This window comes from Pseudomonas sp. efr-133-TYG-103a (assembly GCF_030209235.1).
GTDB lineage: Bacteria > Pseudomonadota > Gammaproteobacteria > Pseudomonadales > Pseudomonadaceae > Aquipseudomonas.
The window spans coordinates 200,250-226,906 of sequence record NZ_JARVSK010000025.1; the positions used below are offsets into that span (position 1 = coordinate 200,250).

Genomic DNA, 26,657 nt, shown 5'->3' on the forward strand with positions numbered 1-26,657 from the left:
TCTCCTGCTTAGTTGGCCTTGGGCACCCAGACGGCGATGTCGGAAATTTTCAGTGGCTTGGGAATCAGCCTGGCTTCGAAGTAGTAATCGGCGATGCGCTGCTGCTCGGCCAGTTGGTCGATCTTGACCGGCACGATGTCGTAGCTGCGACGGCTGTTGGCCAGCTCGACGGTTGCCGTCGGAAGGTTGCCCCACAGCGGCGCCAGGTTTTTCGCCGCTTCCTGCGGATGGCCTTTGACCCACTGCCCGGCGTCATGAAGGGTATCGAAGACCACTTGCAGCACGTCCGGGTGGGCCTTGGCGAAGCTTGTATTGGCGACATAGAAACGGTTGTAGTTGGCAACGCCATCACTGCCATCGGCCAATACACGCACATGGTGCTCTCGCTGTTGCGTCGCCAGGAACGGGTCCCAGATCGCCCACGCGTCGACATTGCCGCTGGAGAACGCCGCCACGCCGTCCGGCGCTTCCAGGTAAACGGGCTGGATATCAGCGAGGGTCAGCCCGGCTTTTTTCAGCGCCGAGATCAACAGAAAGTTGCTGCCCGAGCCCTTGGACACCGCGACGCGCTTGCCCTTCAGATCGGCCAGGCTGTGAATCGGCGAGTTGTCCTGAACGATGATCGCCTGCGCAGTCGGCGACGGGTTTTCACGGGCGTAATAGGTCAGCGGCGTGTTGGCGGCCTGTGTAAACAGGGCAAAGGCATCCGCCACGTCAGCGTGCAGATCGACGCTGCCGGCATTCATGGCGCTCAACAGGCCACTGCTGAACTCATGCCAGTTGACGGTGAAGCCCAGCGGTTTGAGGCGCTGCTCCAGCTGACCGTCGTTCTTGAGCAGAATCCACAGCGTAGAAGACCGCTGATAGCCGATATTGATGACCTGCTCGGCGTGGGCAGTGACCGTCGCCAGCAGCAGAGTGGCGGCGACGATGAGCGTGCGAAGGGACATGGCGATCCTTGGGTTGAAGGCGACTGAAGCGGACGCTCAGCATGGAAATGCATGAGCGTTCGGGTTGAAATTCTTTTTTATTATAAAAATAGCCCATGAATATGAAAGAAACGTATGGATCTAAGCTTATGCCCCTGCCCTCAGGGAACGTCCGATCATCGCCGACGGTCTAGCAATAGGCATACCTGCCGTTGACCGAGGAACCACACCGTGAACATTTTCGAAGCCCTGAGAGAAAGCCATGACCGGCAGCGCGGTTACGCCGATGCACTGATCCAGACCCACGGCGACAGCAAGGAACGCGTTGAGGCGTACAAGCAGCTCAAGGCCGAACTCCAGGCTCATGAAACCGCCGAAGAGCGCTTCTTCTATATCCCGCTGATGCAGTTCGACAATGGCGTCGATCTGAGCCGCCATGCCATTTCCGAGCACCATGAGATGGACGAGATGATGGAAGAACTGGATGAGACCGAGATGTCCAGCCCGGCCTGGCTGGCGACCGCCAAGAAGCTCTCGGAGAAGGTCCACCATCATTTGAAGGAAGAGGAGCAGAAGTTCTTCCAGATGGCCGGAAAACTGCTCGACGACAAGCAGAAAGAGAAACTAGCGGGCGAGTACGTCAAGGAATACGAGGAACAACTGGCCGAAGCCTGATCGCAATCAACGCTTGCGGACACAAAAAGCCCCGAATCATCGGGGCTTTTTCATATCAGCGGCGTCACACCAAGACGATTACGGATCGACCTGCGCCATCAGTTCCGCAACCGGTTCAGTGCGCTTGGCGTAACGCTGGGCGAGCACCGCGCAAACCATCAACTGAATCTGATGAAACAGCATCAGCGGCAGGATCAACACACCTATGGTGCTGCCGGCGAACAGCACTTGCGCCATCGGGACGCCGGTCGCCAGGCTTTTCTTTGAGCCACAGAACAGAATCGTGATGCGGTCTTCCTGATTGAAGCCGAAGGCCTTGGACAGCAGGGTCGAGGCCGTCAGCACCAGCGCCAGCACCACACAGCAGACGACCACAAGACCGCCCAGCTGCCAGAGCGGAATCTTGTGCCAGATGCCTTCGTTGACCGCCTCGCTGAATGCGCCGTAGACCACCAGCAGAATCGAGCCCTGATCGACGAACTTCAGCCAGCTCTTATTGCGCCCTACCCAGGCACCGATCCAGCGACGGGCGATCTGGCCGACAATGAACGGCAGCAGCAGCTGCACGCTGATCTTGATGATTGCATCGAGCGTCGAGCCGCCCTCGCCGTGGACATTCAGCAGGAGCGTCACCAACAGCGGCGTCAGGAAAATCCCGAACAGACTCGACGCCGCCGCGCTGCAGATCGCCGCCGGAATATTGCCGCGCGCCAGCGACGTGAAGGCAATTGCAGACTGCACCGTCGCCGGCAGTGCGCAGAGGTAAAGGATGCCCATGTAAAGATCGTTGCCGATCAGCGGTGACAGCACCGGTTTGAGCGCCAGGCCCAGCAGCGGGAACAGCACGAAGGTCAGGCCGAACACCAGCAAATGCAGGCGCCAGTGGCCCGCACCGGCGATGATCGACTCACGCGAAAGTTTCGCCCCATGAAGGAAAAACAGCAGGGCAATGGCGATGTTGGTCAACCAGCCAAAGCCGACGGCGACCTGCCCACTGGCGGGCAAAAAGCTTGCGATGATCACCACGGCGACCAGCGTCAGGGTGAAGTTGTCAGGTAAAAACCGAGGGCGCGTCATCTCTTTCATCCGGATGTGCAGGAACATGGTGGCGACTTTAACGCGCCCTGAACGTGCAGGCTAACGCCAATATGTCGACCAATGCCGCGTAACGGACATACTTCAAGCGTGGGACGAAGTTCGATGCAGCGGCCTGAGCGAGCCACAGCGCGGTGTTGCTTCAAGCCGCGCTGCGTCTGCTACCCGGGCGAGTCATCCAGGTTTTACGACAGCCCGCCCTGGATCACGCGCATGACCGTCACCCGACGCTGACCTTGCGTCCGGCTGATCAGGTCGCTGAGCTGCGCCTGCCACTTGAGCACGTCCTTCTCCTGGGAGAGCGTCATCAACTGCTCCCAGCCCATCCCCGCCGGCGCGGCGCCTTGCGCACCAGGCGCCTCGGTCATGTGTTCACGCTTCAAAAGGTTTGCTGCAATTTCCGAGAGGGTGCTCAAGGCTGGCTCCAAGGCAGCTCATCTGGGAGCGTGCCGATTCGTGTCTGCGAGAAGGTGCAGGCGCCTTGCGTCAATTTTCGGTTGGCGAGGCGTCCTGTACAGGGGAAGTAGCAAGGTTCAGACCAACACGGGCGAGACTCTGGAAAGCGCGCGCTGGCAGCGTCGCCGCTTTCTGCGCACGGGCAGTCACGAGGGCAGCGGGTCGGGCCGGCCGGGACGAACGATGCCGTGATGCCGCAGCTTGCGATACAGCGTATTGCGACTGATGCCCAGCCGCGCGGCGACCCGAGCGACATGCCAGTGCTCGGCTTCGATCAGGCTGAGCAGCGTCTGACGCTCGGACTGATGCAAGGGGTTTTGCGCCACCGCCGAGGCGTCCGGCAACAGCTCGGCCACATCGTCGAGCGTCACGCGCCCTTCCCGGGCCAGCGCGATCAATGTGCGCAGGCAGGTGCGCAGTTGTCGGACGTTGCCCGGCCAGGGGTGCGCCAGCAAACGTTCCCTGACGCCCGGCTCCAGCTGAATCCGCAAGCCCTTGGCCTCATTGCGCAGCAGCAGATCGAGCAGCGCGTCTCGGTCGGAGCGCTCGCGCAGCGGCGGCAGCTGCACGGCAAAGCCGCCTAGGCGATAGAACAGGTCTTCGCGAAAACGGCCGTCGGCCACGCAGGCCTGCAAGTCCTGATGGCTTGCACTGATCAGGCGAACATCCAGAGGACGCGCCGACGCACCGCCCAGCGGCACGACCTGACGTTCCTCCAGCACCCGCAACAGACGCGTTTGCAGTGCCAACGGCATGTCGGCAATTTCATCGAGAAAAAGGATTCCGCCATGGGCCTGCTCCAGCTTGCCGACCATGCCGTCCTTGCGCGCGCCGGTGAAGCTGCCGCCACGGTAACCAAACAGCTCGCTCTCGATCAGCGACTCGGGAATGGCCGCGCAGTTGATCGCGACAAAAGGTTGGCCTGCCCTGCTGCTGGCTCGGTGCAGTGCCGCGGCAAAGGCTTCTTTGCCCGTGCCGGTTTCGCCTTGCAGAAACACCGGCACATCCCGCTCCATTACCCGTAGCGCGCGGTCGAAGCCGCGTTGCAGGCGCGGATCTTCCAGGCACACGCGCGCATCCTTGATGCCGGGTTGCGAGGGCGTCGTCCGTGGTGACGTACGCAGCGGTGCGCGAAGCTGAGCGTAAAACAGCCGACCGTCGAGCAAGCGCAGTGGCCAGCACACGCCGGGCTGGACGCTGGCCTGACTCAGCAGGTGTTCGATGGGCGTCTGCACTAACGCTGCAAGCGGCTGGCCCACCAGTTGCGCCCGGGTCATGTCCCACAGATCCAGCGCGGCCTGATTGACTGAGCAGACGCGGGCGTCATCGTCGAAACCGAGCAGGCCTTCTCCCAGCAGCCCCACGAACCCGGCTTCCGGGTGAAAGCGCAACAGATAACGGTGCGGTTCATTGCCCAGGAAAAAGCAGCTTTCGATCAGTCTGGCGGACAACTGGGTCAGCGCCATGGCCTGAAAATGCTGTGCGAGGCTCTGCTCTCTGCGCACCGAGGAAAGATTGAGCACCGCCAGCAATTCGCCGCTGGAATCGAATACCGGGCTGGCCGAACAGGTGAGCCCGACGTGTTGGCCGCGAAAATGCTCATCACGCCGAATCGTCACGTGGCGGCGCTCCACCAGGCAGGTGCCGACGCCATTGGTGCCCTCGTTTTCTTCACTCCACACCGACCCCAGCCACAGCCCGGAGCGCTGGAACTCCGAACGCTCGGCCTCATTGAATACGCTGTCGATCGCAACCCCGCGAGCGTCGGTCAGCAACACCACATGACCGTCACGCCCGACCTGCTGGTGCAGGCTGTTCATCTGCCAGCGCGCGGCGGCGATCATGTGTTCCAGCGGCGCGCGGTGATCCTGCAGGCGCGGCTGCTCGAGGACATCGGGCGCGCGGCGGCTGGCGGGATCGAGTCGATGTTGATCCAGACAGCGGCGCCACGATCGGGTGATGGCAAGGTCGGGGCCTGGGCCAGCACTGGCGTGAGTGCCCTGCACCGCTTGCAGCACCTGCTGCGCGTGGGCGTTGATCAGGGTGGGCGTCATTATTGTTGTTCTCCGTGACGGGAAGCGACGGCTCAGTCCGCAGCTTAGACCAAGAGACCGCCGCCGGCCGCCCGCGCGCCGCGTGACACTGTGTCACCGAGTCATATCGCCAGCGTGACACTCCGCCGATCTCAAAACACTGGCCAATCCCCCGAAAACCGCTCTGCCACGCAGGTTTGGCCAAGGTGGCCCGACGCTTGCTCTGATCCAGTCCGGTACAAAAACAACAAGATCGGGAGAAGCCCCCATGAACATCGCCGTAGAAACACCTCATCAAACGCCGACCACCGAACTGGCTGCCTGGGTCGACAATCTGGGTCAGCGGCTCGCCCAACGGGACCTGGACGGCGCCCTGGAACTCTTTGCCGACGAATGCTACTGGCGCGACCTGCTGCTGTTCAGCTGGAACCTGGTGACCCTGGAAGGCCAGCCCGCGATCCGGGACATGCTCGAAGCGCGCCTGGACCTGACCCGTCCCGAGCAGTGGCAGCTGGACGGAGAGGCGACGCTAAACGACGGTGTGCTCGAAGGCTGGATCAGCCTTGAGACAGACGCCGGTCGCGGCAAAGGCTACGTGCGTCTCAAGGACGGCCTGTGCTGGACCCTGTTGACGACCCTGCGCGAGCTCAAGGGATTCGAAGAGCCCACAGGCCGTCGGCGACCGATGGGCGCCAGTCACGGCCACGGCCACGCCGACGGGCGCAACTGGCTGGAGCGTCGTCGCGATGAAGAAGCGTCGCTGGGCCGCACTGTTCAGCCGTACTGCCTGATCGTTGGCGGAGGCCAGGGCGGCCTGGGCCTGGCGGCGCGGCTCAAACGCATGGGCGTGCCGACCCTGATTGTCGATAAAGCCGAGCGTCCCGGTGATCAATGGCGCGGACGCTACAAATCGCTGTGCCTGCATGACCCGGTCTGGTACGACCACATGCCGTACCTGCCCTTCCCCGATCACTGGCCGGTGTTCACGCCAAAGGACCAGATTGGCGACTGGCTGGAGATGTATGCCAAGGTCATGGAGCTCAACTACTGGCCGCGCACCGAATGCGTAAGTGCGCGCTTCGACGAGCAAGCGGGCACCTGGACGGTTCAGGTGCAGCGTGACGGCGAGCCGCTGACGCTGACGCCGACCCAGCTGATTCTGGCCACCGGGATGTCCGGCGTGCCGAACGTACCGGTCTACCCCGGCGCCGAGCACTTCCAGGGTCAGCAGCATCATTCCAGCCGGCATCCGGGCGGTGATGCCTGGCGCGGCAAGCGCGCGGTGGTGATCGGCGCGAATAACTCGGCCCACGACATCTGCGCCGACCTGGTCGAAAACGGCGCCGACGTCACGATGGTGCAGCGCTCCAGCACGCACATCGTGCGCTCGGACAGCCTGATGGACCTGGTGTTTGGCGGCCTGTACTCGGAGGACGCCGTGGAAAGCGGCCTGACCACCGACAAGGCCGACATGCTCTTCGCCTCCATTCCCTACAAAGTCATGCCTGCCTTCCATCGGCCGGTGTTCGACGTCATCAAGGCGCGTGACAGAGACTTCTACGAGGGTTTGAGCCAGGCAGGATTCATGCTCGATTTTGGCGACGACGAGTCAGGCCTGTTCATGAAATACGTGCGGCGCGGCTCCGGTTATTACATCGACGTGGGCGCCTCGGCGCTGATTGCCGATGGCACCATCAAACTGAAAAGCGCGCCGGGCCTGGGCGTCGAGCGCATTGAAGCGGACACGGTGGTGCTCAACGACGGCAGTCGCCTGCCCGCAGACCTGATCGTCTACGCCACCGGCTACGGATCGATGAACGGCTGGGCAGCGAAGCTGATTTCCCAGGAAGTCGCCGATAACGTCGGGCCCTGCTGGGGTCTGGGCTCGGGCACCACGAAAGATCCTGGTCCATACGAGGGCGAACTGCGCAACATGTGGAAGCCGACGCGGCAGCCGAACCTGTGGTTTCACGGCGGCAACCTGCATCAGTCACGGCATTATTCGCTGTACCTGGCGTTGCAGCTCAAAGCGCGTTTCGAAGGGCTGGCCACTCCTGTCTATGCCCCGCCCCGCGCACCCGGCGACGAAGTGGGCGCCACTGCCTGACGCTGAGCCCCGATGCATGATCGGCGAGTAAAAACCGAGGACGATTGCGCAGGACCTTCCTGTGCAATCGCGCCCCGGTCCGGGCAGGCTTGATGAAGTGTTCAGGGGGCTGTGTCAGTCGAGGGGGTATTCGCGGGGCTGCGACATTGATCAAGGAGCAAGATCTGGGGGACGTGAAAACCCGATACCCGGAAAGGCTTCAGTCAAGCTAGTCATAATCTCATAGCAGCCTTCTCATAAGGCGCGAGACGACAAATCACCGGCTCTCCTGGCAAAGCGGGCGGCGCTGCCACCGTCCGGTGCCTTCACATACCAGCAGCATGGCGTCAGCAACTTCGACCGCCCTTATACCCCCACCACAGATCCATCTACAGCGAATAATTGAGCAAATTTACTCCTGATGCATTCGGTGAATCGCGTCGTTCTGACACCTGCAGATCACGCTCTAAAACTTTTGCATTCACGGCTGCGCTGCGTGGTCAGCCTCACTGGACTACCCCCTCCCCACGCGCTTGGTATACACGGTGATGCCGTTTTTATCCTCTTTGATCTTGCCTACAAATCCTCGATCATGAAGAGCGTTTGCTAGCCGGAGATCCTGCTCAGTATTTGGCAGACGTACTGTTCGTTTGTCTCCCAAAAGCTCAGCGAACCCACCAGCCAGGGAGACCAGGATCAGTGACGTGGTTGCCCAATCGATGTGGAGTTTCAGTGCCTGGTGAAGTAGTTCCTGGCGTTCCCGTTGCGAGATTGCGGCGTCACGTGCCCGCGCTACGATCATGCTTCTGCAATTTTTTGGTAGCGTGACATTTTCGGCATTGGCTTTGGCGCAGACAGAACCAAGTCTTCCGATCACGGAAGCATCTCCGGCCTCCTCCCTCTCAACCAAGCCCTCCCACATTTTGGCAATGTCCCCAATGGGAACATTTTCGGCATCGCAGAGAGCCCCTACAATTTTTGGATCAAGCCTTCGCAGTTCGACGTAGTTCCGCGCTTGAGCCCAGCATCGGATAAGATACTTTGCCTCTGCGGCGGGAGCATTGTTGCCAATTTCTTCCAAGACTTCATCATCGAAGGGCACGAACGAAGCTTGCGCCAGAAACTCCCAACGGTTCTTCGGTAAGCTCAAGCCTTTAAGGGACTTCGCACCGACGGTAGTTTTCGCGAATATTTCTCCCAAAGAATCATCGTCAAGCTCCGACGCCAAGAGATAGGCTTTCAGCTCATCCGCATCAGTCCACTTCTCATCCCAAAGCTGTTGGGCTTCTATGGTGTTGCGAGCAAGGAATGCTGTGAGGACATCCCTGAGGTAATCTTGCTCATCCTTACTAGCCTCTTCTGAAGCGGCCTCAATCGATGTGAGTATCCTGCCGTAGTAGTAATGCCACGCAGATCGAGCCACTGATGCCACTCGGTCTGACGCTAGCGCCTTTTCCCAGATGTTCGGTGTGAAGCCTTCCAGATCCTCAATCATGCACTCGGTGTGCTTGAATAAATCCTCCTGCACATCTTGATCATCTTTTACAAGGTCGAGCAGGTATCGAAGGGATTCCGTGTTTTCCTGGAGCTTGTCTGGTTGCTTCAACAGTTCGAAGACAAATTCCTCGGGATCGATCTCAATCAACGCATCAAGTCCACGCAGATCCAATGCGCGCAGGCGCCTGCACGATACATCTCCGCGCTCGGGAGTAAACGTTGCCAACATCAGGGTCATCATTGGGAGTGTAAGCTGTAAGCACCCCCACTCTACCAACTGTCCTAATGTATCCTTGCCAACCTCTGAGGCTAGACTATTGAATCGGACAGGCTCGCGACGCAGCCACGCCCAGCCACCAGTGTTCGACTCCATACCTGCGATTAAGCCGTCGATTTCGCTCAGGCTTGAGATAGTTTCAAGGAGTTCTTTCCGATGAGCCATCAACTCAAGCTGCTTTTGGGACAAGCTCTCCATAACGCCGCATATCAGCGCCTGTCGAGTAGCTAGATCTTTGAATCCGTCGGAACCAAGTAGCTCAGTGAATAGGCTTGGTGCCAGCACGTACATTGCCTGAACGAATGGTGCCTGATGTTGCCCACCAAGGATGATTTGTGCTGCTTCACTAAGCCGGCCCAAATACCGATAGCCGCTCTGCAAGATCACATCTAGCTTTTGCGTTTTGGTGTCGGAGAGATCGTTGAGCGGCGCCGTCAGTGAGAGCTCGATTATCAGATCAGCGATGATGCCATTGCCGTCACCCAGAGCATCATGCTCCAGCTTGCCAACTACTCGCTCTGGGTTGCGAACTGGCAAAGAAACGTCGGGGCTGATACGACGTCGGAGGGCCAGAATCAGATTCTGATCATCGTGGGTCAGAGAGCCTTCGTAGAAAAACCCAAGGTAGTCCGTGTAATCGGTGTCGAGGTAACCGGCGCGCATCAGGTATACGACTACGTCCATACCTGTCAGACGTTGAGCGATGACTGCTCCGTACTCACCTCTGGCAGCTTCTCGGAAAGAAATGGTTTTGAGCTCCGTGATTTTCCTTTCCGTTGCTCTGATGGAATCGTCTAGTACTTTTACAGACTGCTGAATCCACGCAAGGCGCTTATTATATCCGGCCCGTGTAAGCGCGTCGCTTGGACGAACATGACTCCCTCTTTGCGAACTATGTGACCACTGCTGATGAAGAAGGCTCTCCAGCCTGTCAGCTTCACAGATCCGAGTGAATGCATCCTCTTGGAGAAACTCGTTGAGGCTGACTGTCTCATTACCGTCGATCCGGATGTGGTTTGCACCTTCAATTCCGCTCGCCTTTATCACCTCGTACCAAACTCTTAGCCTCAGATCGATTATGCGCTCTTCGCCGTGCTGTTCACGCAGAGCCTTCTCATCGGTTAGGCGCTTGAGCTCGGTGAGTTCTGCCGACGGTTGGCTAGCCCAAACGGCCAGTCCAGTAAGCGATGCGTATGCCTTGCCTCTTCGCTTGCTCAACTCAGCAAACTCATCTGGGTGAAGGTTCCTGAAGACTACGATGGCGAACAGCTTGTTCTGATCCAGCTTAAGGCCGCTGTGGCAGAGTAAATTCGCGATCATGTCGTATTCATTGACGATGTTCTTGATCAGCCGCATTTCATCGATGTAATAGCAGACCGTCTCCACCAAAATGGGGTCGAGTTCAGCTCCGAGCACCTTGCCGTCCACCTCTCTCCCCTTCATCAACTCGTAGAGCTTCTCCCTCGAGTTTTCCGAGTTGACGACCGGGATCACAGGAATGATGAGATCGAAAAACTTCGTCTTATCGGTGACTGTGAAAAGCTCGTCCCGAATCGCGTAGATGAAGTGGACAGGACGTTTGATCTGAGGCGAGTGTCGGATGGTGAAATTGATCTCGCGCAGGCGGAAAAACACTTCCTGAGTGCCGAACCGATCCAGATCCTCAATGACCACTACACGAATGTCACTCCGTTCAAAGCAGTAGATGATCTCGTCTACGTTCTTGTGGAGTACAGATCCGTGATGCATGGCCTCGAGCTTGCCGCCTTTGAGCGTCAGGCCATCGATACTGAACATTGAAAGGAATTTCAGCCCGGCGTACAGAAGGTACACACCTCCCAATCCCGCCAATACAACCGAAAGCCATCCGGGTATTGTCATCAGGGTTGGCAGCAACCATTCAGGGTCGAGCGCAGGAACGTCTTTCAGCGTAGGGACATAAAGCCGTGCACCCACGACGAGCATTACCCCCCAGAAGCCTGTCCGCCAGGCAATGCTCCGTCCCGAGGTCTGCACAATTCGCTTGAGACGAGTCTTGGGCAGTCGGGCGGCTGGTACCGCGTAGAGGAGCTGCTGGACTATCGTCTCTTCGATTCTGGAGATCAGATCACTGGACGTTTTGCTCTCGTCGGAATTTTGAGGTTGATGAGCTGGCTTGGAGGACGCCTCACTGGGATCAGCCTCTGAATTCGGCAAAGGGGAAGGAGCATCTTTGCTGAACGTCGCCAACGACACGTAAGCCGTTTGAAACTCGGGATGCCGATCAAAAAAGGTTTTCAGGACACTGCTTTTGCCGGCACCGTATCCTCCGGTGAGCGCGATATTCAAAACCTCATCATTACCAAGCGCGCTACGCAACTCGCGCTCATACCGGTCGAACTGAGCGCTCTCAATGAGCACCGGTGTGAGGGGCTCAAAGGTACCATCTGGGGTAGACACAGAGCGAAGAGATCGGAACACACGAATCCCTTCTTTGACCGCCACCGAGAGAGCGGTGCACACATGTTTAATACTGTCCAAAACTACCTGAGACATTCCTAATCCTGTCAGCTCGACATCCATGCCGTCAGGCTTGGGTATCCGGTATGGTAATTGAGCGCCTGAGATGAAGCAGCGCTCTCCAGTAGCGGCTATATGCCATAAACTCCCATTTGGATCCAGTAACGGTGAGTCCTTGCCGTGCTCAGGGAGCCCCCTTGATCGGCAACTGGGACTGAAACGATGGTGGGGTGGGTTCAGGTGGAAAAACCATGTTGGCTTTGACCCAACTTGGGAGATACATGAGGAATACTCCCAGCTTGCCCACGCGGGCCTATTGCCTACGCTCACTTAATTAATGGCCCGTTACTGGCTGGAGCACCCAGACATTAGGACGGCCCTACCAATGCCCTCGGCCGATGCTTAAAATTCAGCTATAAAAAAGCCGCCCAGCGGGCGGCTTCCTCAGCACTGATCATTTGTCACTGGGCAACCCAGGACTCGACTTCATTGCTGCCGAATTCAGCTTTCCAAGCTTTCAAGGTCTTGTGATTGCCGCCCTTGGTTTCCACAATTTCGCCGTTGTGCGGGTTCTTATAGACCTTAACGCTACGTGAACGACGTGTGCCTTTCTCAGGAGTTGCTGGGGCGCCTTTACGGTTCGCACCGTGAGGATCGAGAATATTGACAACATCGCGCAGGCTGCAGCCGTGTTCAGCCAAAAGGTTACGCAGCCTCGTCTCGAACTAAATTTCTTTCTTGAGGCCGTCGTCGTTTTTGATAGTTTCGAGCTCTGCTAGTTATGCAGCCAGCTGCTGTTCAAGCTTACGGAATTCTGTCAAGCGCGACATGTATTGCTCCTACTGAATGGGGGTGGTGACACTATGTTGTTAATGCTAGCCGAACTCAAGGTCATCGCCTATGTAAATCAGGAAAACCCTACGATTTCTAACCAGATTTTCAGACATCCGATCACCTGCTGACAGGCACGGTTACTGATCGTTTTTTTGCATTTCATTCTGCCGATCAGATGCTGTGCCTCCACCCTCATCACTGTAGGATGCTCGGTTGTTTCTCATGGAGAGAGCGAACCTTGACTGAACAAACTTTCACTACCGTGATGCACCTGCTGGACGTCCTCTACAAGCTCTGGCCTATCTTCTGCGGGGTGGTGGCTGTCGCAGTGGTCTGGTGGCGCACACGATCCCTGTTTTTCATCGTCCATCAGATCCTCAAGTGGCTCGGGCTTGAGGGAAAATATACAAATACCGACGACCAGAAGGTCGCTGACGAATATCTGGATCTGAACAAATTCAATTTGAAGACCGGCTTCCATCTGCAGTCTGGGAAGGCCAAATCAAAGCTTCATAATTGGATGCGCACATACGATCTTGAATTCGCCGAGCTACGACGTGCAGGCGGATACTTCAAAGCCAATAAATTGCGCTTCGAGATTCCTGATAGATGGGAGGTTCTCGTTACCCGGACGCTATACGTCATCCTGGCGGTTGCATTCATCGTAGGTGGGCAATTCGTCCAGAAGAGCGATTATGCACTACTCAAAGTCAACGCCACAGGTACGTGGTTCTGGGTCGGAAATCACGAGGCCTACAGTCTACGGTTCGACCTCCCTGTTTGGCTTCGTGGCGAGCCGTGGCACCTTCAGCAAGGTGACTGTCTTTACATCGATGCTCCACATCCGGTGCGCGACATTTGGGATAAAGATGTCATCTGCCGTCTGGTTTTAGGCTTCAATGACGGCTTTATTGCAGAGGCAATCGACTCACAAACGAACTCGGCGTGGATTCTGCGAGTGTTTGGTGCGGGTCTGTTCATCTTCGTAGCCATGTCTTGGTACCGGCTTTTGAGAGCAAAGGAGATGCAGACTTGGGTAGACCGAGCGTCTTCGACGGCGAATTCCACTAACCAAGCATATCCGATGTCTGAGCCCGAACCCCACCCCGATATGACCGTCGGATCAGTCTCCCGCGAGCAGTCCAGCCAAGCGAAATCACTATAGCTGCGAAATCTCATACCACTTGACCAGTATTTTGCACGGGGTCGGACAAGTCATTTCCATTACGCCTGACCGGTCGATTGCATTCGACCTGACCACTCTGCGCATGATTTGCACTGAGCATTTTGTCGGGTCAGAGGGGGGTGGAATGGCTAATGACCCGGAGCGTGGCGAGCGTCAGCTCGGAGAGAGTGTTAGGCAACAGGAGGTCGGCTAGGCGAGACTAGCTTGTAGTTTGCTTCTTAAGTTTTGGGCGGCGCTACTGCGCACAGTCTTCGCTCAGGACAGTCGCGCTGAATGCCATCAACAATGGCGCCTGGTGGCCGACCAACTGCGAGAGAAGTATCCAAAAATCGCCGTACTAATGGACGGCTGCGAAGATGAGGTACTGGCTCACATGGCGTTTCCCAAGGCGCACCGGCAGCAGTTGCACAGCACCAATCCATTGGAGCGGCTCAACGCCGAGATCAAGCGCCACACCGATGTCGTGGGTATCTTTCCCAACGATCCGGCGATCACACGACTGGTAGGCGCGATGTTGTTGGAGCAGAACGACGAGTGGTGTCTGCAACGGCGTTACATGCAGTTGGAAGCCTTTGAGGCAGTCAGCGATAATCCACAGGCCAAGCTTTCGGCCGTTATCAACTAAACGGCAAACTCAGTGGTCAAGGCCGTGATGAGTTACACCACTTCCTGGGGCACGATCGACAATACCGTCGCGCCTTATGAGAAGGAAAAAAATGGCCACCCCCTGATCCCATCTGAGCTAGTAAACAGACGAAAAAAAGGGCATAGCCGAAGCGTATGCCCTTGATTTCATTGATATTTGGCGGGAAACCAGGGATTCGAACCCTGGGTACGCTATTAACGTACGCCGGTTTTCAAGACCGGTGCATTCAACCACTCTGCCAATTTCCCGGATGCTGCTGGAGGTTGCTACGTAAGGTGCGACGACTAGGTACCTTAGATAAGAACTCAGGGACCTGTTACAGTCGGCAGTTTTCAAGACTGCTGCCTTAAACCACTCGGCCACACCTCCAATTGCGTTGCGGGCGCCATAATACCGGAATGAAACAAGCTGTCAAACTCTCTGCCTGGCGCAGGGCTTCGGCTCTGTTATGATCTTTGCAACTTGAGATTTCAAACCGCTCATTTCACATCAGGAGTAGCGCCATGCGCGAACAGGATTACGCAGTCAACAACCGCGTGCAGGTCGAGCAGCTAGAGGTTAGCCGCGTCCTGCGCAACACTTACGGCCTTCTGGCCCTCACTCTCGCATTCAGCGGCATCATGGCGTTCGTCGCGCAGCAGATGAACGTCCGCTACCCGAATGTTTTCGTCGTGCTGATCGGTTTCTACGGTCTGTTCTTCCTGACCAACAAACTGCGCGACTCGGCGTGGGGCCTGGTATCGGCGTTCGCGCTGACCGGCTTCATGGGTTTCATCCTCGGCCCGATCCTCAACCGCTACCTGGGCATGCAGGGCGGCGCTGAGATCGTATCCTCGGCGTTCGCCATGACCGCGCTGGTGTTCGGTGGTCTGTCGGCCTACGTGCTGATCACCCGCAAGGACATGAGCTTCCTCGGTGGTTTCATCACCGCTGGCTTCTTTGTCTTGCTGGCCGCTGTGCTGGCGAGCATGTTCTTCCAGATCAGCGGGCTGCAACTGGCGATCAGCGCAGGCTTCGTCCTGTTCTCGTCGGTCTGCATCCTGTTCCAGACCAGCGCCATCATCCACGGTGGCGAGCGCAACTACATCATGGCAACGATCAGCCTGTATGTTTCGATCTACAACCTGTTCATCAGCCTGTTGCAGATCTTCGGCATCATGGGCCGCGACGACTGATTCGACGCGCCATTCAACAAAAAGCCCGCTTCGGCGGGCTTTTTGCTGTCTCGCGTTCATGAATTCTTTATCATTGCCTGCATTGACCACACCGTTTTGCTGCCGAGCCGCCCATGAAGTTCGCGATTGCCCTCTACTCCCCTGCTCACGCGCCCTCGTCGCGCCGGGCCTTGCTGTTCGCGCAGGCGGTCCTGGCAGGCGGCCATGAAATCGTGCGGCTGTTTTTCTACCAGGATGGCGTGCACAGCGCGTCCTCCAGCGTTGTGACGCCGCAGGATGAACAGGACGTCGCGGCGCAGTGGCGGGACTTTGTGACAGACAATCAACTGGACGGCGTCGTCTGCATCGCCGCTGCCCTGCGCCGTGGCGTTCTCGACGCGGACGAAGCCCGGCGTTACTCGCGCCCGGCCGTCAATCTCGCAGCGCCTTGGGAGTTGTCCGGTCTGGGCCAGTTGCACGATGCGGTGCAATCGGCCGATCGTCTGATCTGCTTTGGAGGGCCATGACATGGCGAAGTCATTGTTGATCATCAGTCGGCAGGCGCCATGGACCGGGCCAAGTGCTCGCGAAGCGCTGGACATCGCCCTTGCAGGCGGCGCGTTCGATCTCCCGCTGGCGATGCTATTTCTGGACGACGGCGTGTTGCAGCTGCTGCCCGCCCAGGCCGCCGGCGAGCTGCAGCAGAAAGACATCACCGCCAACCTGCAGGCGCTTTCGATGTTTGGCGTCGATGATCTGTTTGCCTGCCACACCAGCCTGGCCGAGCGTGGGATGGGCCCAACTGAACTGAACGTCGAGCCGCTGCAGGTCCTGCGCGATCAGGAGATCGCCGCGCTCATTGACCGTTACGACCAGGTGATTACGCTCTGATGTCGACTTTGCATGTGTTATCTCACTCGCCTTTTACAGACACGCGCCTGAACAGCTGCCTGCGCCTGCTTGGCAGCGCCGATGCGATTCTGCTCTGCGGCGACGCCACGTACGCGCTCAGTGCTTCGACGGCACCGCGTCAGGCGCTGGAAGCGCGGGCCGACAATCTGTTGTTGTTTGTGCTGGACGAGGACGCCAAAGCGCGAAATCTCCCACTGCCGGAATGGGCAACGGCTGTCGACTATCCCCGATTCGTCGCATTGTCAGTGCAATACGACAAGGTCAACACCTGGCTATGAAACAACTCATCGTCGAAGGACGTACCCTGGCACTGGACAAGGACGGCTACCTCGAAGACCTGCACGCCTGGTCTGACGAGGTTGCCCAGGCCCTGGCGCTGGAGGAAGACATTGTTCTGACCGCCGAGCACTGGGAAATCCTGCGGCTGTTGCGTGACTTCTACGCCGAGTTCCAGCTGTCGCCCGCCACACGGCCGCTGGTCAAGTACACCGCGCTCAAGCTCGGGGCCGAAAAAGGCAACAGCCTGCACCTCAACCGTCTGTTCAACGGCACTCCTGCCAAACTTGCCGCCAAGCTGGCGGGCCTGCCCAGACCGACCAATTGCTTATGACTGATTTCGCCCCACTCGTGACCGAAACGCCCGCCGAACACCCGTTCGCACAGTTCGTGCGCATCCTGGGCAAAGGCAAACGCGGCGCGCGCAACATGACGCGCGAGGAGGCCCGCGAAGCGATGGGCATGGTGCTCGATCAGAAGGTCGAGGACACCCAGCTTGGCGCCTTCCTCATGCTGCTGCGCCACAAGGAAGAAAGCGCGGAGGAACTCGCGGGTTTCACCGCAGCGGTGCGCGAACGACTGAACGCGCCGCCGCTGGCGGTCGACATCGACTGGCCGACCTACGCCGGCAAGAAGCGCCATCTGCCTTGGTACCTGCTGGCCGCCAAATGCCTCGCGCAGAACGGCGTGCGGGTGCTGATGCATGGTGGCGGCGCTCATACTGCGGGCCGTCTCTACAGCGAGCAACTGCTTGATCTGCTAAGTATCCCGCTGTGCCGCAACTGGCAAGCGGTCGGTCAGGCGCTCGAACAACAGAACATCGCATTCATCCCGCTAGGCGACTGGGCGCCGCAGTTGCAGCGCATGATCGACCTGCGCAACACGCTGGGGCTGCGCTCGCCGATCCACTCTCTGGCGCGCATCCTAAATCCGCTCGGGGCCCGCTGTGGCTTGCAAAGCATTTTCCATCCGGGCTATCAGGCTGTGCACCGCGACGCGAGCAGCCTGCTGGGCGATCACGCCATCGTCATCAAGGGCGACGGCGGTGAAATCGAAATCAACCCGGACACCATCAGTCACCTCTACGGCACGACAGCGGGTCAGACCTGGGACGAAGAGTGGCCGGCGCTGTCCGATCGTCGTCATGTCAAACCCGCGACCCTCGATCCGCAGCAACTGATTGCCATCTGGAAGGGCGAAGCGCAGGACAGCTATCCGCAGCTGGCACTGATCGCCACGATCGCGCTGGCATTGCGGGGCCTGGGCATGCCAAGGCCCGAAGCGTTCGAACGCGCCGAGCAATTCTGGGCAAACCGGAATAAATCGATTTAATCGATTATTACCGCCCATTCTTTGCGCTATTTGTTCGAACGATTCTCTTTAGACTGATCTCCAACGTACATCTGTACACATCTATTTGGAGTCAGACATGGGCCTTCTCGTTGAAGGACGCTGGCAAGACCAGTGGTATGAAAGCAGCAAAGACGGCGCGTTTCAGCGTGAACAGGCTAAGCGCCGTAACTGGGTGACCGCAGACGGCCGCCCTGGCCCTTCCGGCGAAGGCGGCTTCAAGGCTGAAGCCGGCCGTTACCACCTGTACGTTTCGCTCGCCTGCCCCTGGGCCCATCGGACGCTGATCGTGCGCAAACTCAAAGGCCTTGAGGAGCTGATCGACGTGTCGGTTGTCAGCTGGCTGATGCGCGAAAACGGCTGGACCTTCGACCAGCAGAAAGGCTCGACGGGCGATCCGCTCGATGGCCACACGTTCATGTACCAGCGCTACCTCGCCGACACGCCCGATTACACGGGCCGTGTGACGGTTCCAGTGCTGTGGGACAAAAAGCTTCAGCGCATCGTCAGTAACGAGTCGTCGGAAATCATCCGCATGTTCAACTCAGCGTTCGACGGTCTGACCGGCAACACGCTGGATCTGTACCCCGAAGCGCTGCGCCCGGAAATCAACCGTTTGAACGACGAGATCTACCCTGCGGTGAACAACGGCGTTTATCGCGCCGGTTTCGCGACGTCTCAGGGTGCGTACGAAGAGGCGTTCGATGACGTGTTCGGCGAACTCGGCAAGCTGGAGACGTTGCTGGACAGCAAGCGTTATCTGGCGGGCGAATACCTGACCGAAGCCGATGTTCGCCTGTTCACCACATTGATTCGCTTCGACGCCGTCTATCACGGCCACTTCAAGTGCAACCTGCGGCGGATCGCGGATTATCCGAACCTGAGCAACTGGGTTCGCGAGATGTATCAATTGCCGGGCGTCGCCGACACCGTCGATTTCCAACACATCAAGCATCACTACTACGCCAGCCACGTCACCATCAACCCGACGGGCGTGGTGCCGAAAGGCCCGGCGCAGGACTTCAGTGGCGAACACGACCGTGCGCGTTTGAGCGGTAAAGGCATCCTGCAACACGCCTGATCCACCTGCTTGTGCTGCAAAGCACAGGGGCGCGGCTGGCCTGATCGAAACAGGTCAGCAGCGCGCCTGGCATCCGCCAGCGGCGCTGATCAGATGCTAGCTTGCGCCCCTTCGAACCACTTCAGCTTGTCACGCAGCGTGACGACTTCCCCCACGATCACCAGCGTCGGTGCATGCACTTCATGCTCCGCCACCAGTTGCGGCAGGTTGGCGAGCGTGCCGGTGAACACGCGCTGATTGGACGTAGTTCCTTGCTGAATGAGCGCGGCCGGTGTGTCTGCGCCGCGACCATGGCGGATCAATTCGCTGCAGATGATCGGCAGGCCGATCAGCCCCATGTAGAACACCAGCGTCTGAGCGGGTGACACGAGATCCTTCCACGGCAGGTCGGTGGTGTTGTTCTTCAGATGACCGGTGACGAAACGCACGGACTGGGCGTAATCGCGATGGGTCAGCGGAATACCGGCGTAGGCGGCGCATCCGCTGGCCGCAGTGATGCCCGGTACCACCTGAAACGGAATGCCGTGGGCCGCCAACTCTTCGATTTCCTCGCCACCACGGCCAAAGATGAACGGATCGCCGCCCTTGAGCCGCACCACGCGCTTGCCCTGCCTGGCCAGCGCAACCAGTTGCTGGTTGATCTGATCCTGAGGCACCGCGTGATCGGCGCGCTGCTTGCCGACATAAATCCGGTCCGCATCGCGACGGCACAGTTCGAGAATCGCCGGTGCAACCAGACGGTCGTAGAGGACGACATCAGCTTGCTGCATCAGGCGCAACGCCTTGAAGGTCAGCAGGTCGGGATCACCCGGCCCGGCGCCGACCAGATACACCTCACCGGTGGCCGCAGGCGCCTCGCCATCGATTTTGGCCTGCAGCAGACGCTCCGCTTCCGCACCCTGCCCTGCGAGCTGCCGATCAGCGATGGGTCCCTGGAACACCTCTTCCCAGAAGGCCCGGCGCTGCTGCACGTTCGGAAACAGGTTTTTCACCTGATGCCGAAAACGCGCGGCCAGTCCAGCGAGGTGTCCGTAGGTGGGCGGAATCCAGCTCTCCATCTTGGCGCGAATCAGCCGTGCCAGGACGGGTGCATCGCCGCCACTGGAGACGGCGATGACCAAGGGCGAACGGTCGACAATCGCCGGGAAGATGACACTGCACAGCGCAGGCGCATCCACCACATTGACCGGCACGCCCCGCTGACGCGCATCGGCGGAAACCTGCGCGTTGAGCGGCTCGTCATCGGTCGCGGCAATGATCAGCACGCAACCGTCCAGGTCGGCTTCGCTGTAGCCGCGCAACAATTCCTCGCCACCGCTGCTGTCGATCAGCTCGTGCAACTCTGCGCCAATCTGGGGTGCAACCACGCGCAGCACCGCTCCGGCGTCAGCCAGCAGCCGAGATTTGCGCAAGGCAATCTCGCCGCCGCCCACGACCAGAACCCGGGCGCCCCGCAGGTTATGGAACAGTGGCAGAAATTCCATTTAGCGGATGACCTCGATGCCACCCATCCAGGGTTTCAGCACATCAGGCACACGGATCGAACCGTCGGCCTGCTGATAGTTTTCCAGCACCGCCACCAGCGTACGACCGACCGCCAGCCCGGAACCGTTCAGGGTGTGAACCAGCTCCGGCTTGCCGGTTTCCGGGTTGCGCCAGCGCGCCTGCATGCGACGGGCCTGGAAATCGCCGCAGTTGGAGCACGACGAGATTTCGCGGTACTTGTCCTGGCTCGGAATCCACACTTCCAGGTCGTAGGTTTTCACTGCACTGAAGCCCATGTCGCCGGTGCACAGCGCCAGCACACGGTAAGGCAATTCCAGCAACTGCAGCACGCGTTCGGCGTTGCCGGTCAGGCTTTCCAGCGCTTCCATGGATTTCTCGGGCTCGACGATCTGCACCATCTCGACCTTGTCGAACTGGTGCTGACGGATCATCCCGCGCGTGTCGCGGCCCGATGCGCCCGCCTCACTGCGGAAGCACGGCGTGTGAGCGACGAACTTCAACGGCAGCTGCCTGGCGTCGAGGATTTCGCCGGAGACGATATTGGTCAGCGAGACTTCGGCGGTCGGGATCAGGTAAAGATCGGCTTCGCCTTCGCGGGCGATCTTGAACAGATCCTCTTCGAACTTCGGCAATTGACCGGTGCCCTGCAGCGCAGGCGCCTGAACCAGATAAGGGGTGTAGGCCTCTTCGTAGCCGTGCTCGTTGATGTGCAGGGTGATCATGAACTGCGCCAGCGCGCGGTGCAGTCGGGCGATCGGACCGCGCAACAGGGCAAAGCGTGCGCCAGAAAGCTTGGCGGCAGTTTCGAAATCCAGCCAGCCGAACTTTTCGCCCAGCGCCACGTGATCCTTGACCTCGAAATCGAACGCAGCAGGCGTGCCCCATTTGCGCACTTCGACGTTTTCTTCTTCATCGGCACCGACCGGCACGGATTCATGAGGCAGGTTCGGCATGTTCAGCAAAATGGCGTCGAGTTCTGACTGAATGCCATCCAGCTCTTTCTTGCCGGTACTCAGCTCTTCGGCCATGCGGTCGATATCGGCCATCAACGGCGCGATGTCTTCGCCACGCTGTTTGGCCTGGCCGATGGATTTGGAACGGGCATTACGCTCGGCCTGAAGCTGCTCAGTGCGGGTCTGCACGGTCTTGCGCTGGTTCTCCAGCGCTTCGATGCGGGCTACGTCCAGTGTGAAGCCCCGGGAAGCCAGGCGATCCGCTACGTCCTGAAGCTGGGTACGTAACAGTTTGGAGTCGAGCATATCGTTGCCTCGTTATTGAATCGGGTTTATTAAATTCGGGTCAGGGACAGGCCGGCCCAGGTGGCAAGCAGCCCGCCGAACACGCTGACTGCCGCATAGCCGATGGCCAGTGGCGCCTGACCGCTTTCCAGCAAGCGCAGCGTATCCAGAGAAAAAGACGAAAACGTCGTCAGGCCGCCGACGAAACCGACGATCAGGCCGGCACGGACCTCGATCGGCACTTCCGGGCGCAGTAAAAACCATCCATACAACAGGCCGATGATCAGGCATCCCACCAGGTTGACGGCCAGCGTCGCGGTGTAGAAGTGCCGAGGCCAGTTGGCAGACACCCAAGTGCCTGCCGCGAAACGCAGTAATGTACCAGCGATGCCGGCAATCGACACCGCAAGAATCGTCTGAATCACTATTTTCTCCGCTGGCGGGGACTGGCGCGATCGAGCGCAGCCAGATGCTTGAGCTTTTCGCCGATTTTGAGCTCCAGACCACGGGGCACCGGCTGATAATACTGACGTGGCTCGAGTTCCTGCGGGAAGTAGTCTTCCCCCGCCGCATAGGCATCAGGCTCGTCATGGGCGTAGCGGTACTCTTCGCCGTAACCGAGCTGCTTCATCAGCTTGGTCGGCGCGTTACGCAGATGCAGCGGCACCTCCAGCGAACCGTGCTCGGTGGCCTCGCGCATGGCCATTTTGAAGCCCATGTACACCGCATTGCTTTTCGGCGCGCACGCCAGATAGACGATGGCCTGCGCGACGGCCAATTCACCTTCAGGACTGCCGAGCCGCTCCTGCACATCCCAGGCCGACATGCACAGCGGCAGCGCGCGAGGATCGGCATTGCCGATGTCTTCGCTGGCCATGCGCACCACGCGGCGCGCCAAGTACAACGGATCGCAACCGCCGTCGATCATCCGCGCGAACCAGTACAGCGCCGCGTCCGGGTTGGAACCGCGAATGGATTTGTGCAGGGCTGAAATCTGATCGTAGAAGGCTTCCCCGCCCTTGTCGAAACGACGACGGCTGTCGCCCAGCAGGCTCGCCAGCAACTCCGGTTCGATTTCGCTGCCGTCTTCGGCGAGGTCGGAGGCGTTCTCCAACAGGTTGAGCATGCGTCGGCCATCACCGTCGGCAGCCGCCAGCAATGTGCTGAAAGCTTCATCGCCCAAGGTCAGATGACGATTGCCCAGCCCACGCTCCTCGGTCAATGCGCGATTGACCAATTGACGCAGCGCCGCTTCGTCGAGGCTTTTGAGCACATACACGCGGGCGCGGGACAGCAACGCGTTGTTGAGCTCGAACGAGGGGTTCTCAGTGGTGGCACCGATGAAGATCAGCGTGCCGTCTTCCACGTATGGCAGAAAAGCGTCCTGCTGCGACTTGTTGAACCGGTGCACTTCGTCGACGAACAGAATGGTGCGGCGACCGTACTGGCCTGCCTGCTGCTTGGCGACTTCGACGGCCTGGCGGATTTCTTTGACGCCCGCCAGCACGGCCGACACCGTTTCGAAATGCGCATCCGATACCTTGGCCAGCAGGCGCGCCAGCGTGGTTTTCCCCACGCCCGGCGGCCCCCAGAAAATCATGGAGTGCAGCGCGCCCTGCTCCAGCGCTTCGCGCAAGGGCTTGCCGTGGGCGAGCAAATGTTGCTGACCGACATACTCATCCAGATTGGTCGCACGCAAACGCGCGGCCAGAGGCTGGGCTATCGGCTCACTGCTGAACAGATCCATGAACGACCGTTGAAACCTCTTATTCCTGAATGACGTCAGCGCCTTTCGGGATCTGGAACTGGAATTTGCTCGCCGCCACAGACTCGTTCGCCTTGACACCGGTGAACAGGATATTGGTGCGCTGGCCCACGCTGTCGATCAGTTGCATGTCATTGATCATGCCGTTGCGAAACGACAGGCGCAGGTTGTCGAACAGCGTGTCCTTGGATTTGGGCTTGAGCACGAAGTCGATCACGCCGCCCGCTTCCTTGGCCGTGATATCGAAGCTATCGCTGATTTTCGAGACGTCGCCGGACAGCAGCAGGGCCGGGGTCTGGGTCAGGCGCTGATCGAGGGTCTTGATGGTGGCCTGCACAAGATCCGGGTCCCACAGCGTGACCTTCTTGCCGTCGGACACCATGGTCTGTTCCTGCGGCGCATTGGTGTGCCAGTAGAACAGGCCCGGACGCTGCAAGACCATATCGCCGGTGGTTTCCTGCAACTGTGTACCGCCGCCGTCGAGGGTCAACTGAGAAAAGTTGCCGGAGAGGGTTTTAGAGTTTTCCAGCAACTGGGTCAGGCGCGCCACGTCCTTGGCGTCGGCGTGGGCCGGAATAGCGGAAAAAGCCAGTGCAGATGCCAACAGCATGCGGATAAGACGCATGGGATTCCTCTTTGAGTTCAGTTAAAGCCGGACGGCGCCATGGTGGCGCCGTCCAGTCACTCGTGACGTAAAGTGTCAGTCACGCATGGGGGCTGGTGCAATCACTTCCCGCGAGCCGTTGGTGTTCATCGCTGTCACGACGCCGGCCATCTCCATGGCTTCGATCATGCGCGCGGCGCGGTTGTAGCCGATTTTCAATTTGCGCTGAACCGCGGAGATCGATGCGCGTCGGCTTTCAAGCACGAACTTGACCGCCTCGTCGTACAGCGCATCGCTTTCGCTGTCATCACCGTCGCCACCGCCGCCGCCACCTTCAAACCCACTGCCCGCCTCTTCGACACCGTTGAGGATGTCGTCGTTGTATTGCGGGGTGCCGCGCAGTTTCCAGGCTTCGACGACGCGATGCACTTCATCGTCGGAAACGAAGGCGCCATGAACCCGGATCGGCAGGCTGGTGCCCGGAGGCATGTAAAGCATGTCACCGTGCCCCAGCAACTGCTCGGCGCCGCCCTGGTCGATGATCGTGCGCGAGTCGATCTTGCTCGACACCTGGAACGCCATGCGCGTTGGAATGTTGGCCTTGATCAGACCCGTGATCACGTCAACGGAAGGACGCTGGGTCGCCAGAATCAGGTGAATACCGGCGGCACGCGCCTTCTGGGCGATCCGGGCGATCAGCTCTTCGACCTTCTTGCCGACGATCATCATCATGTCGGCGAACTCGTCGACCACCACGACGATGGTCGGCAGCTTGGTCAGCAGCGGCGCTTCGTCGTGAATGCTTTCGCGGTGGTACAGCGGATCGGCAATCGGAGTGCCCGCCTCTTCCGCTTCCTTGATCTTGTGGTTGAAGCCCGACAGGTTACGCACGCCCATCTTGGCCATCAGTTTGTAGCGACGTTCCATTTCCGCCACCGACCAGCGCAGGGCGTTGGCGGCGTCTTTCATGTCGGTGACCACCGGACACAGCAGATGCGGAATGCCTTCATAGATCGACAGCTCGAGCATTTTCGGGTCGATCATGATCAGCTTGGCGTCCTCGGGGCCTGACTTGAACAGAATCGACAGAATCATCGCGTTCACGCCCACCGACTTACCGGAACCGGTCGTACCGGCCACCAGCAAGTGCGGCATCTTGGCCAAGTCGGTGATGATCGGCTTGCCGCCGATGTCGTGGCCCAGCGCCAACGTGACCGGCGATTTGAAATTGTCGTACTCCGGCGTCGACAGCACCTCGGAAAACCGCACGATCTGGCGGTCTTCGTTAGGTATTTCGATGCCGACCGTGGTCTTGCCCGGAATCACCTCGACCACCCGCACGCTGGTCACTGCCAGCGAACGCGCCAGATCCTTCGCCAGGTTGGCGATGCGGCTGACCTTGACGCCGGCCGCGGGCTGAATCTCGTAGCGGGTGATCACAGGGCCAGGGTGAATCGAGTCCACCGAGACCTCGACGCCGAATTCCTTGAGCTTGATTTCCAGCAAATGGCCGACGGCTGCCAGCGACTCGGGCGAATAGTTGAGCTGTTTCTTTTCCGCCGGATCGAGGATCGAGATCGGGGGCAAGGTGCCTTCTACGGCGCTGTCGACGAACAACGGCACCTGCTTTTCTTTCTGCACGCGCTTGCTCGGCTCGGGCGGGCGGACCGGCGCGGGAGCAATGACCGCAGGCACGTGCTTTTCACGGGCGGTCATGTGCTCACTCAGTGCCTGTTCGCGTTCGATCAGACGCTCTTTGGCCTTCGCCTGCTCGCGCCGGTCCGGTGCGACGGGCGCCACCACCTCGTCGACACGCATGTCGACTTCGCGCAATTGGGCGACCATCTGCTTGCGTTCATTGCGCGCCGTCCACCAGCGATTGATCGCGCCCTGGAACAACTCGACGAGGTCCAGCGTGATCTTGCCGGTGGTGTCCATCACCTTGAACCAGGACAGATCGGTGAACACGGTCAGGCCGAACAGAAAGAGTGCGATGAACAGCAGCGTGCTGCCCTGAACATTCAGCGCGCGCTTGGCCAGATCGCCCAGCACTTCGCCCAGCACGCCACCCGCAGAACCCGGCAGACCCGAGGCGGAATGGAAATGGATGTGCGCCAGCGCCGCGCCGGCCAGGACCAGGAACACAAGGCCGATGAGGCGCCAGGAAAACAGCCAGCCGCTCCACTGCCACGGGTCATGGCGCTGGCGGAACACCTGATACGCTTTCACACCCAGCAACAACGGAAAGATGTAGGCGAAGTAGCCCAGCACCATGAAGAGGATGTCGGCAGAGAACGCACCGGCGCGACCGGCAGCGTTCTGTACCTGAACGGAGCTGCTGGTATGGCTCCAGCCCGGATCGGCCTGATCGTAGGTCAACAAGGCCATCATCAGATACAGGCACAAGGCGCCGAACGCGATCAGCGCACCTTCCTTGAGTCGGTAGTGCAAATGCTGCCGCCAGAGCGGAACGGGGCTGGGTGCTGCGGTGGATTTCTTCAAAACGCTTCAATTCCTGCGCGCAAGCGCGAACATCTAATGGTTGACTATACGAATAG

General features: G+C 59.2%; 20 protein-coding genes, 2 tRNA genes and 4 pseudogenes. 11 read left to right on the top strand and 15 right to left on the bottom strand.

Translation table 11 applies throughout. From position 1 onward, the window contains the following. Positions 1–8: 8 nt before the first annotated feature. The gene (locus tag QRN36_RS20700; RefSeq protein ID WP_285425779.1) at positions 9–950 is read right to left on the bottom strand and encodes an aliphatic sulfonate ABC transporter substrate-binding protein; all 942 of its coding nucleotides are present in this window, start codon (positions 948–950) and stop codon (positions 9–11) included. A 210-nt stretch (positions 951–1,160) separates the two neighbouring features. On the opposite strand from QRN36_RS20700, the gene QRN36_RS20705 reads away from it, so the two are divergent. After that, a complete protein-coding gene (locus QRN36_RS20705) occupies positions 1,161–1,604 on the top strand; it encodes a hemerythrin domain-containing protein (RefSeq protein WP_285425780.1) in 444 nt (147 codons plus the stop codon). Between the two features lie 78 nt (positions 1,605–1,682). On the opposite strand, the gene QRN36_RS20710 is transcribed toward QRN36_RS20705, so the two are convergent. The 3 genes from QRN36_RS20710 to QRN36_RS20720 form a co-directional block, all read right to left on the bottom strand. After that, positions 1,683–2,681: a bile acid:sodium symporter family protein gene (locus QRN36_RS20710; protein ID WP_285425817.1), complete on the bottom strand. Its 999-nt coding sequence runs from the start codon at positions 2,679–2,681 to the stop codon at positions 1,683–1,685. A gap of 203 nt (positions 2,682–2,884) precedes the next feature. Further along, entirely contained in the window at positions 2,885–3,115 is a 231-nt protein-coding gene (locus QRN36_RS20715; protein ID WP_285425781.1) for a hypothetical protein, read from the bottom strand. A 186-nt stretch (positions 3,116–3,301) separates the two neighbouring features. Further along, entirely contained in the window at positions 3,302–5,209 is a 1,908-nt protein-coding gene (locus QRN36_RS20720) for a sigma-54-dependent Fis family transcriptional regulator (RefSeq protein WP_285425782.1), read from the bottom strand. Between the two features lie 247 nt (positions 5,210–5,456). On the opposite strand from QRN36_RS20720, the gene QRN36_RS20725 reads away from it, so the two are divergent. Then, on the top strand, positions 5,457–7,295 hold the full coding sequence (locus QRN36_RS20725; protein ID WP_285425783.1) for an NAD(P)/FAD-dependent oxidoreductase: 1,839 nt from the start codon (positions 5,457–5,459) through the stop codon (positions 7,293–7,295). 493 nt (positions 7,296–7,788) lie between these two features. On the opposite strand, the gene QRN36_RS20730 is transcribed toward QRN36_RS20725, so the two are convergent. Together QRN36_RS20730 and QRN36_RS20735 are read right to left on the bottom strand one after the other, a co-directional pair. Continuing rightward, on the bottom strand, positions 7,789–11,583 hold the full coding sequence (locus QRN36_RS20730) for a hypothetical protein (RefSeq protein ID WP_285425784.1): 3,795 nt from the start codon (positions 11,581–11,583) through the stop codon (positions 7,789–7,791). A gap of 425 nt (positions 11,584–12,008) precedes the next feature. Further along, a pseudogene (locus tag QRN36_RS20735) lies at positions 12,009–12,377 on the bottom strand (histone-like nucleoid-structuring protein, MvaT/MvaU family). 242 nt (positions 12,378–12,619) lie between these two features. Between QRN36_RS20735 and QRN36_RS20740 the strand changes: the two are divergent. After that, positions 12,620–13,546, top strand: a complete 927-nt coding sequence (locus QRN36_RS20740; protein ID WP_285425785.1) for a DUF6216 family protein — start codon at positions 12,620–12,622, stop codon at positions 13,544–13,546. 250 nt (positions 13,547–13,796) lie between these two features. After that, positions 13,797–14,192: pseudogene (locus QRN36_RS20745) on the top strand (transposase); the annotation flags it as partial. A gap of 178 nt (positions 14,193–14,370) precedes the next feature. Here the strand turns inward: QRN36_RS20745 and QRN36_RS20750 are convergent. Next, a tRNA-Ser gene (locus QRN36_RS20750) sits at positions 14,371–14,461 on the bottom strand. Positions 14,462–14,470: 9 nt separating this feature from the next. Next, positions 14,471–14,582: transfer RNA gene (locus QRN36_RS20755), tRNA-Ser, on the bottom strand. Between the two features lie 134 nt (positions 14,583–14,716). Between QRN36_RS20755 and QRN36_RS20760 the strand changes: the two genes are divergently transcribed. Both QRN36_RS20760 and tusD read left to right on the top strand, forming a co-directional pair. After that, the gene (locus QRN36_RS20760) at positions 14,717–15,388 is read left to right on the top strand and encodes a Bax inhibitor-1/YccA family protein (RefSeq protein ID WP_093466862.1); all 672 of its coding nucleotides are present in this window, start codon (positions 14,717–14,719) and stop codon (positions 15,386–15,388) included. A 113-nt stretch (positions 15,389–15,501) separates the two neighbouring features. After that, a pseudogene (gene tusD, locus QRN36_RS20765) lies at positions 15,502–15,870 on the top strand (sulfurtransferase complex subunit TusD); the annotation flags it as partial. Here tusD and QRN36_RS27710 read toward each other — a convergent pair. Beyond that, positions 15,781–15,969 (bottom strand): annotated as a pseudogene (locus tag QRN36_RS27710) (hypothetical protein); the annotation flags it as partial. The pseudogenes tusD and QRN36_RS27710 overlap by 90 nt on opposite strands. Here QRN36_RS27710 and tusC point away from each other — a divergent pair. The 5 genes from tusC (at position 15,896) to QRN36_RS20790 (ending at position 18,986) form a co-directional block, all read left to right on the top strand. Then, positions 15,896–16,258, top strand: coding sequence for a sulfurtransferase complex subunit TusC (gene tusC, locus QRN36_RS20770; RefSeq protein WP_285425787.1), 363 nt, complete (start codon positions 15,896–15,898; stop codon positions 16,256–16,258). The pseudogene QRN36_RS27710 and the gene tusC sit on opposite strands and share 74 nt — an antisense overlap. Further along, positions 16,258–16,557 carry a sulfurtransferase complex subunit TusB gene (tusB, locus tag QRN36_RS20775; protein WP_285425788.1) on the top strand — a complete coding sequence of 100 codons (300 nt, stop codon included), beginning with the start codon at positions 16,258–16,260 and terminating at the stop codon, positions 16,555–16,557. The genes tusC and tusB overlap by 1 nt, the downstream gene beginning before the upstream one ends. Continuing rightward, a complete protein-coding gene (locus QRN36_RS20780) occupies positions 16,554–16,889 on the top strand; it encodes a TusE/DsrC/DsvC family sulfur relay protein (RefSeq protein ID WP_093466854.1) in 336 nt (111 codons plus the stop codon). The genes tusB and QRN36_RS20780 overlap by 4 nt, the downstream gene beginning before the upstream one ends. Continuing rightward, a complete protein-coding gene (locus QRN36_RS20785) occupies positions 16,886–17,887 on the top strand; it encodes a glycosyl transferase family protein (RefSeq protein WP_285425789.1) in 1,002 nt (333 codons plus the stop codon). The genes QRN36_RS20780 and QRN36_RS20785 overlap by 4 nt, the downstream gene beginning before the upstream one ends. A 97-nt stretch (positions 17,888–17,984) precedes the next feature. Then, the gene (locus QRN36_RS20790) at positions 17,985–18,986 is read left to right on the top strand and encodes a glutathione S-transferase family protein (protein WP_285425790.1); all 1,002 of its coding nucleotides are present in this window, start codon (positions 17,985–17,987) and stop codon (positions 18,984–18,986) included. 89 nt (positions 18,987–19,075) lie between these two features. Here QRN36_RS20790 and cysG read toward each other — a convergent pair whose 3' ends face one another. The 6 genes from cysG to ftsK all read right to left on the bottom strand — a co-directional run bounded on the left by cysG (position 19,076) and on the right by ftsK (position 26,601). Next, positions 19,076–20,470, bottom strand: a complete 1,395-nt coding sequence (gene cysG / locus QRN36_RS20795; RefSeq protein WP_285425791.1) for a siroheme synthase CysG — start codon at positions 20,468–20,470, stop codon at positions 19,076–19,078. Beyond that, positions 20,471–21,751, bottom strand: a complete 1,281-nt coding sequence (gene serS, locus QRN36_RS20800) for a serine--tRNA ligase (RefSeq protein WP_285425792.1) — start codon at positions 21,749–21,751, stop codon at positions 20,471–20,473. Positions 21,752–21,780: 29 nt separating this feature from the next. Continuing rightward, positions 21,781–22,155: a fluoride efflux transporter CrcB gene (crcB, locus tag QRN36_RS20805; RefSeq protein WP_093466843.1), complete on the bottom strand. Its 375-nt coding sequence runs from the start codon at positions 22,153–22,155 to the stop codon at positions 21,781–21,783. After that, positions 22,155–23,477, bottom strand: a complete 1,323-nt coding sequence (locus tag QRN36_RS20810) for a replication-associated recombination protein A (protein ID WP_285425793.1) — start codon at positions 23,475–23,477, stop codon at positions 22,155–22,157. The genes crcB and QRN36_RS20810 overlap by 1 nt, the downstream gene beginning before the upstream one ends. 19 nt (positions 23,478–23,496) lie before the next feature. After that, positions 23,497–24,120, bottom strand: a complete 624-nt coding sequence (lolA, locus tag QRN36_RS20815) for an outer membrane lipoprotein chaperone LolA (RefSeq protein ID WP_285425794.1) — start codon at positions 24,118–24,120, stop codon at positions 23,497–23,499. Between the two features lie 75 nt (positions 24,121–24,195). Next, positions 24,196–26,601 (bottom strand): DNA translocase FtsK, encoded by a 2,406-nt coding sequence (ftsK, locus tag QRN36_RS20820; RefSeq protein ID WP_285425795.1) that lies wholly within the window; start codon positions 26,599–26,601, stop codon positions 24,196–24,198. Between the last annotated feature and the right edge of the window lie 56 nt (positions 26,602–26,657).

Excerpts from the sequence above, each read along its gene's own strand:
- QRN36_RS20700 (WP_285425779.1), bottom strand. The coding sequence starts at position 950 with ATGTCCCTTCGCACGCTCATCGTCGCCGCCACTCTGCTGCTGGCGACG.
- QRN36_RS20710 (WP_285425817.1), bottom strand. The coding sequence starts at position 2,681 with ATGACGCGCCCTCGGTTTTTACCTGACAACTTCACCCTGACGCTGGTC.
- QRN36_RS20720 (WP_285425782.1), bottom strand. The coding sequence starts at position 5,209 with ATGACGCCCACCCTGATCAACGCCCACGCGCAGCAGGTGCTGCAAGCG.
- QRN36_RS20725 (WP_285425783.1), top strand. The coding sequence starts at position 5,457 with ATGAACATCGCCGTAGAAACACCTCATCAAACGCCGACCACCGAACTG.
- QRN36_RS20730 (WP_285425784.1), bottom strand. The coding sequence starts at position 11,583 with ATGTCTCAGGTAGTTTTGGACAGTATTAAACATGTGTGCACCGCTCTC.
- QRN36_RS20760 (WP_093466862.1), top strand. The coding sequence starts at position 14,717 with ATGCGCGAACAGGATTACGCAGTCAACAACCGCGTGCAGGTCGAGCAG.
- tusC (WP_285425787.1), top strand. The coding sequence starts at position 15,896 with ATGGCGAAGTCATTGTTGATCATCAGTCGGCAGGCGCCATGGACCGGG.
- tusB (WP_285425788.1), top strand. The coding sequence starts at position 16,258 with ATGTCGACTTTGCATGTGTTATCTCACTCGCCTTTTACAGACACGCGC.
- QRN36_RS20780 (WP_093466854.1), top strand. The coding sequence starts at position 16,554 with ATGAAACAACTCATCGTCGAAGGACGTACCCTGGCACTGGACAAGGAC.
- QRN36_RS20785 (WP_285425789.1), top strand. The coding sequence starts at position 16,886 with ATGACTGATTTCGCCCCACTCGTGACCGAAACGCCCGCCGAACACCCG.
- QRN36_RS20790 (WP_285425790.1), top strand. The coding sequence starts at position 17,985 with ATGGGCCTTCTCGTTGAAGGACGCTGGCAAGACCAGTGGTATGAAAGC.
- cysG (WP_285425791.1), bottom strand. The coding sequence starts at position 20,470 with ATGGAATTTCTGCCACTGTTCCATAACCTGCGGGGCGCCCGGGTTCTG.
- serS (WP_285425792.1), bottom strand. The coding sequence starts at position 21,751 with ATGCTCGACTCCAAACTGTTACGTACCCAGCTTCAGGACGTAGCGGAT.
- QRN36_RS20810 (WP_285425793.1), bottom strand. The coding sequence starts at position 23,477 with ATGGATCTGTTCAGCAGTGAGCCGATAGCCCAGCCTCTGGCCGCGCGT.
- lolA (WP_285425794.1), bottom strand. The coding sequence starts at position 24,120 with ATGCGTCTTATCCGCATGCTGTTGGCATCTGCACTGGCTTTTTCCGCT.